This is a genomic window from Anaerococcus lactolyticus ATCC 51172 (genome assembly GCF_000156575.1).
Lineage (GTDB): Bacteria > Bacillota > Clostridia > Tissierellales > Peptoniphilaceae > Anaerococcus > Anaerococcus lactolyticus.
On sequence record NZ_GG666056.1, the window covers coordinates 83904 to 90612 of the forward strand.

The 6709-nt window shown below is 29.5% G+C and carries 10 protein-coding genes and 2 pseudogenes; all 12 read left to right on the forward strand.

Annotated features, from left to right (window positions below):
* The first annotated feature begins 4 nt into the window (after positions 1–4).
* The 12 genes and pseudogenes from HMPREF0072_RS09920 to HMPREF0072_RS09970 all read left to right on the forward strand — a co-directional run bounded on the left by HMPREF0072_RS09920 (position 5) and on the right by HMPREF0072_RS09970 (position 6464).
* Positions 5–1012 (forward strand): ORF6N domain-containing protein, encoded by a 1008-nt coding sequence (locus HMPREF0072_RS09920; protein ID WP_000797009.1) that lies wholly within the window; start codon positions 5–7, stop codon positions 1010–1012.
* A gap of 109 nt (positions 1013–1121) precedes the next feature.
* The gene (locus HMPREF0072_RS09925) at positions 1122–1307 is read left to right on the forward strand and encodes a transposon-encoded TnpW family protein (protein WP_001005000.1); all 186 of its coding nucleotides are present in this window, start codon (positions 1122–1124) and stop codon (positions 1305–1307) included.
* Positions 1308–1318: 11 nt separating this feature from the next.
* Positions 1319–2131 (forward strand): annotated as a pseudogene (locus tag HMPREF0072_RS09930) (VirD4-like conjugal transfer protein, CD1115 family); the annotation flags it as partial.
* Between the two features lie 165 nt (positions 2132–2296).
* Positions 2297–2608, forward strand: a complete 312-nt coding sequence (locus tag HMPREF0072_RS09935; protein ID WP_000807042.1) for a single-stranded DNA-binding protein — start codon at positions 2297–2299, stop codon at positions 2606–2608.
* Between the two features lie 3 nt (positions 2609–2611).
* On the forward strand, positions 2612–2770 hold the full coding sequence (locus HMPREF0072_RS09940; protein WP_004830098.1) for a Maff2 family mobile element protein: 159 nt from the start codon (positions 2612–2614) through the stop codon (positions 2768–2770).
* Positions 2771–2887: 117 nt separating this feature from the next.
* Positions 2888–3106, forward strand: coding sequence for a helix-turn-helix domain-containing protein (locus HMPREF0072_RS09945; RefSeq protein ID WP_004830100.1), 219 nt, complete (start codon positions 2888–2890; stop codon positions 3104–3106).
* A gap of 73 nt (positions 3107–3179) precedes the next feature.
* A pseudogene (locus HMPREF0072_RS12815) lies at positions 3180–3299 on the forward strand (conjugal transfer protein); the annotation flags it as partial.
* A 62-nt stretch (positions 3300–3361) separates the two neighbouring features.
* The gene (locus HMPREF0072_RS09950) at positions 3362–3880 is read left to right on the forward strand and encodes a ClbS/DfsB family four-helix bundle protein (RefSeq protein WP_004830103.1); all 519 of its coding nucleotides are present in this window, start codon (positions 3362–3364) and stop codon (positions 3878–3880) included.
* Between the two features lie 224 nt (positions 3881–4104).
* Positions 4105–4434, forward strand: a complete 330-nt coding sequence (locus HMPREF0072_RS09955) for a GntR family transcriptional regulator (protein WP_282633278.1) — start codon at positions 4105–4107, stop codon at positions 4432–4434.
* Positions 4431–5309: an ABC transporter ATP-binding protein gene (locus HMPREF0072_RS09960; protein WP_004830106.1), complete on the forward strand. Its 879-nt coding sequence runs from the start codon at positions 4431–4433 to the stop codon at positions 5307–5309. The genes HMPREF0072_RS09955 and HMPREF0072_RS09960 overlap by 4 nt, the downstream gene beginning before the upstream one ends.
* Before the next feature lie 3 nt (positions 5310–5312).
* The gene (locus HMPREF0072_RS09965; protein WP_004830111.1) at positions 5313–5957 is read left to right on the forward strand and encodes an ABC-2 transporter permease; all 645 of its coding nucleotides are present in this window, start codon (positions 5313–5315) and stop codon (positions 5955–5957) included.
* Positions 5958–6173: 216 nt separating this feature from the next.
* The gene (locus HMPREF0072_RS09970) at positions 6174–6464 is read left to right on the forward strand and encodes a DUF3847 domain-containing protein (RefSeq protein WP_004830112.1); all 291 of its coding nucleotides are present in this window, start codon (positions 6174–6176) and stop codon (positions 6462–6464) included.
* The last annotated feature ends 245 nt before the right edge of the window (positions 6465–6709 follow it).

The window sequence follows — 6709 nt, forward strand, 5'->3', positions numbered from 1 at the left end:
TTTCATGGCAGAAGAAAATAAAGAGATAGTTATTGTGGATAATAAAACTATACAAGAAAAAATATATCTTATTCGTGGGCAAAAAGTAATGCTTGATTCAGATTTAGCCGAAATATATGGGTATGAAACTAAAAACTTTAATAGACAGGTGAAAAACAACGCAGAAAAATTTGAAGGTGAAGACTTCATGTTCCAATTAACGGACGAAGAAATGGTAGAACTTTCAAGGTGCAAAAATTTCACCTTGAACAGAGGGACTGGTAGAGGAAGTAATATTAAATACAATCCTTATGCCTTTACAGAACAAGGTATTTATATGCTGATGACTGTATTAAGAGGTGAACTTGCTGTTAAGCAAAGCAGAGCTTTAGTTAGAACATTTAAGCAAATGAAAGATTTTATCATTGAAAACCAAGATTTTATCGGTTCAAAAGAATTAGTTCAAATAGCAGTACAGACAAATCAAAATACAAAGGATATAGCTGAAATAAAATTGCAAATGGCTACAAAAGAAGATTTGAAAAAGGTTATGGATAATTTTATAGATCCAGACACTTACAAGCATTTCCTTTTAATGAATGGAGATAAGATTGAAGCAGATGTTGCTTATACAAAAATATATAAGTCTGCAAAGGAAAGCATTTATGTTATAGATAACTATATAGGTTTGAAAACCTTGGAATTATTAAGGGCTGCAAAAGACAATATTGAGGTTATAGTATTTAGCGACAATGTGAAAAACAAGGATATGCTTACAAAAAATATCCTAAACGATTTTAGAAAAGATTACCCTAATATCAATCTTAAGATGAAAGTTGCAGGGAAAAAATATCACGATAGGTATATTGCTATTGACTATGGAACAGAAAATGAAGCCTTTTATCTTTGCGGAGCTTCATCAAAAGATGCAGGAAATAAAATATCAAGCATTACAAAGATAGAGGAATCTTCCAAGGATATGTATCATATGATGTTTGGCGGAATGCTGAACAATAAGGATTTGAAACTTTAATATGTAAATGCTAAAGCGTTATTCAATGAATAGCTATAAGACTTGCGAAAGGCGGTAGAAATAAAACTCTATCGTCTTTTTTAATTGCAACTAATAGGAGGAAAATAATATGAATGAAAACAGAAATGAACATAATACAGGAACAAAGACTATAAAGAAGATTGGAAAAGTAACTTATGAGGTTATTGTCCATTTTAATGAAAATGCGACTGAAACCATGCAAGATAAATTGAAAAGGATAATGCTTAGAGAAATGGAGCGAGAAAAAGATAAAAAACCTCATAAAAATGATTAGAAAGTCCTTGACAAGTTGTTACAGGAAAAACGGCGAAGTCTATTCTTATTTCATGTGGTGCAAGACTTGCTCCTTTTGATATTCAGGAGCTTAGGGACTTGATGAAAGAAGATGAACTTGAGCTTGATACTCTTGGAGATAGAAAGACAGCACTTTTTGTCATTATATCTGATACAGATGATACTTTTAACTTTGTGGTATCTATCATGTACTCACAGTTATTTAATCTACTTTGTGATAAGGCAGATGATGAGTATGGAGGAAGATTACCTGTTCATGTAAGGTGCTTGCTTGACGAGTTTGCAAACATAGGCTTAATTCCCAAATTTGAGAAATTGATTGCGACAATCCGTTCAAGAGAAATTTCAGCAAGTATTATCTTGCAGGCACAATCTCAGTTAAAGGCAATCTACAAGGATAATGCAGATACTATTGTAGGTAACTGTGATAGCACTTTGTTTCTTGGCGGAAAGGAAAAGACAACACTTAAAGAGCTATCAGAAACGCTTGGAAAGGAAACGATAGATCTATATAACACTTCTGAAACACGCTCCAATGCTAATAGTTATGGACTCAATTACCAAAAGACAGGAAAAGAGCTGATGAGTCAAGATGAGATAACGGTTATGGATGGCAGTAAATGTATCTTTCAGCTTAGAGGTGTAAGACCGTTTTTATCAGATAAATTTGATATTACAAAGCACAAGAATTACAAGTTACTTGAAGATTTTAATAAGAAAAATGCCTTTAATATTGAGGAATATATCAAGAGAAAAGGGAAAGCAAAATTAAATAGAGAAACGGTTATTACAAGAGTGCAGTAAGTCTAAAGAACATAGATTTGCTGCTTTTTTATTACTCAAAATCAGGAGGAAAGATGGTAAGGATAAGAAGTCCCACTAAGGAAAACTAAATAGCAAGAGTATCAGCGATTGGAAAAGAAAAACTCCGATCGCTTTTTTTATTGAAAAGAAAAGGAGAAATTTTTAATGAAGCAAGAAATGATTAACATCAATGCCAACTTATTGGCAGAACCAACTTTTTCAAGTTTTGACAAAGAGGGAGAAACGGTTGAAGTTGTAAACTTTACGCTTGTAAAAAAGTATGGGAAAGGCAAGGAATATATCAATTGTGCAGCCTATGGTGAAAAGTCAGAAACAGCAAAAGCCTTTGAAAAAGGTGATTTGATCCATATCTTTGGATACTTTAAGAAGCGTGAAAAAGATGGAAAGACTTACAAAAACTTTGTTGTGAAGTCATACAACAAAATTGAAAAGAAAGAAGAAAACGAGGAGGAATAAATTATGGAATTTTTTACACAGGCAGTAAATGTATTAAAGATTTTAGTTATGGCAGTAGGTGCAGGACTTGGAGCATGGGGCGTTATTAACCTGATGGAAGGTTATGGTAATGACAATCCGGGTGCAAAATCTCAGGGCATTAAGCAATTTATGGCAAAATAAGGACGGAATAACACAACAAATTCTCTAAAACAAATCACTAAATCAATGTAAGATTGAATGAAATCAATATTTATGCTATAATTAAATAAATCTAATGAAAAGAAAAAGAGGGATATTATGGCACTTAACTATAAACCATTATGGATACAGTTAGCAAAAAAAGGTTTAAAGAAAACTGATGTAATAGCTATGGCAGGGCTTACAACAAATGTTATGGCACAAATGGGCAAGGATAAACCAATTACATTTAAGAATTTAGAAAGAATATGTAAGGCTCTATCTTGCACTCCTAATGATATTATTAGTTTTGAAGATGAATTTGAACAAGAGATTTAAATTCTTATAGTTCTTTAAACTTGATTTATAAGGAATCAAAGAAAATCTTAATAAAGTTATCTAAAATTTTATTGAAATAACAGTAATGGATGGAGGCACGTGTATATACCAGATAAGAGTAGTAAGACTTTTACTATCTGATAAATTTGATATCACAAAACATAAGAATTACAAGTTACTGGAAGATTATGATTAAATATTAAGATATAATTATTTTTGGTAAAATATCTATATACAAACCATGGAGGTAGGCATATGAGGTCTTATGAAAGTAAGGAAGAATTAAAAAATGAGATTAAAAAAACTTTTGCAAAATATATTTCAGAGTTTGATAATATCCCAGAAGAATTAAAAGATAAAAGAGTAGACGAAGTTGATAGGACACCAGCAGAAAATCTTGCCTATCAAGTAGGTTGGACAGCTTTAGTATTGAAATGGGAAGAAGATGAGAAAAAAGGACTTGAAGTAAAAACACCATCAGATAAATTCAAGTGGAATCAATTAGCCGAATTATATCAATGGTTTACAGAAGCTTACGCTCATAAATCTTTAAAGGAACTAAAAGAACAATTAACAAAAAATATTGAAGATATTTATCTTATGATAGATGAGCTAACAGAAGAAGAATTATTTAAACCTCATATGAGAAAATGGGCAGATGAAGCAACAAAAACAGCAACTTGGGAAGTGTATAAATTTATTCATGTAAATACAGTAGCACCATTTGGTACATTTAGAACTAAGGTTAGAAAATGGAAGAAATTAGTACTTTAGTAACATAACTTTGACGTATATTAGAATAATTTGATTTAGACGATAGAAATTAAAACTATATCGTCTTTTTTTATACTCAAAATTAGGAAATTAAAGGGGTTGAAAAAATTTTTTATTGGTGGTATTATTAAATCAATAAGTACACATAAGTACACTTCTGGAACAGGAGGTGCAATATCAATATTATAATAAATACCGATTCTAGCGAACCGATTTATGAACAAATCGAAAATCAGATAAAAAAACAAATTATGAATGAACATTTGAAAACTGGAGATTCTATACCATCTATGAGAGTATTAGCTCGAAATCTTAAGGTAGCTGTAATTACAGTTCAAAAAGCTTATGAAAATTTACAAAAAGATGGATTTATTGAAACTATTCATGGCAAAGGCAGTTTTATTTCAGCAAGAAATATTGAATTACAAAAAATAGAAACATATAAAGAAGTGGAAGATTTAGCTAAGAAAATTGTCAAGAGCATACAATCAAGTTCTATTTCAATAGATGACTTAATAGATTTAATAAAAAAGATATATGAGGAGGGGCAATGATGGATTCGTACGAAAATGAATTAGCATTAAAGGTATCTGGATTAAATAAAAATAATAAAACAAATGATTTTTCTTTGAAAAACATAAATATTGAAGTACCTTATGGATCTATTGTAGGAAATATAGGAAGAAATGGAGCAGGGAAAAGTACTACTATTTCTTGTATACTTGGAATGTTTCAAAAAGATGAGGGAAATGTAGAGATATTTGGTACTGAATATTGTAATCAAATAGATATTAAAAAACACATAGGAGTTGTTTTAGATGACCCAAACTATTCATTATTATTAACACCTAATGAGATAAATGAGGTAATGAAATTTAATTATAGTAATTGGGAAGAAGATAGTTTTAAAAATTATTTGAATAGATTTAATTTACCAATAGACAAGAAGACTAAACAATTTTCTTTTGGTATGAAAAAAAAGTTATCGTTGGCTATAGCATTGTCTCACGAAACAAAACTTCTCATATTAGATGAGATTACTTCAGGTTTAGATCCAGTAAGTAGAGATGAAATTTTATGTATATTATTAGAATTCATAGAAAATCCAGAACACTCGGTTTATATATCATCACACATTACAACAGATTTGGAAAAAATAGCTGACTATATAGTTTTTATGGACGATGGTAGAGTTGTGTTGAGTGAGGAAAAGGACGAATTATTATATAATTATGGGATACTCCGTTGTACTGATACAGAACTAGAAAAGGTGGAAAAAACCGACATCATTTCATATAGAAAGGAATTTGGAAGGGTAGATATTTTAGTAAAAGATATATCTAAGATAAAGAATAAGTATAAAGAATTTGTTGTGAATAAACCAAATTTTGATGAAATATTATTAATATTAACATGGAAGGAGGACTAATATATGAAAGGTTTATTGTTGGAAATATATTACAAAAATATTAAAAACATTTTTATAATGAATGCATTTTTAATTTTAGTATGGATTCTAATAAATTTATTTGCTGACATACAAATGGTTGTTTTTGCGTATTTTGCAGTAGTAATTTTCGCTAACAGTTTGTTGCTTCTTTTATCTCAAAGAAAAGATTATGATTTAAAATTATATAAATATGAATTCATGCTACCAATAAAAAGTAAAAATATAATACTATCAAAATATATAAGTCAAGTAGTTATTATTCTCTTTTCTATATTGATGTTGATTATTTTGAATTATATATCAATTTATCTAGGTAAGCATTATTTTGATTATGGATCTTCAGACTTAATAGCTTTGTTAAATGTTCTATTAGGTCTTATTTTGCAACTAGTATCAATCTTCTACTTAGCCATGTACTTTATTGATTTAGAGAAAGGTGATTTGTGGATGGTTTTAGGCTTGATAGGGTCTATAATGCTAGTTTCAATAGAAATATTTACATTAAATAGGCTTGGATTTTCTAAGTCTGGTGGCAATGTTGCACTTTGTGTAATATATTCGATAATATTTTTAATATCTTTTGCATTGAATTCAAAGAAAATGGAAAATCTAAAATTAGATAATTAGGATGAATGATGACATATCTGTATTAGATATTAGATATAGAATTAATAAGTATAATAAGTGATTATATTAAGATTCAGAGTTGCTGAAACTAAAATATGGTCTTGTAGCAAAGAGATAAAAACTTATTGAATTAGAAAATATTAAAACGTGGATATTTTAGGCGATAGAAATTAAAAACTCTATCGTCTTTTTTTTATTGCAAGAAAGGAGTTTTGTATGAAAAAATTAGAACAAATCAGAAAAGAATCAAAAGAAATAAAAGGTAAAATTGATGATACAGAAGAAAGATTAAGGCAACTAAAAAATCAAGAAAAAAAGATATTAAAACAAGACATAGTAAAAAGAAGAAAAGAAAGAACACATAGGCTCATAACAAGAGGAGCAATCTTAGAAAGCCTTATAGAAAATGCAGAAGAACTAACAGATGAAGAAATAAAAATCTTACTAGAAGAAGCAACAAAGACAAAAGAATTTAAAGAAACACTAAAAATAATGAGAAAAAATTAAATAAATAAAATAACCAAATCTCCCTTAGATTTTCTAAGGGCGCAATTATACACCCTAAAGGGTGCTTGCGTCCTGCGGAGCCAAACCCCTGAAGCGACCAACAACCATTCGCTTTTTAAAAGTCAAGGGTAAATAAACTCGCTAACGCTCGCCCTTGACTTTTAAAATTTGAAATGAACAAAACAATTAAGCCGACATACTGAAACAACAAAAATTAATTCAGTAGTCGGCTTTTTCTATTCTAA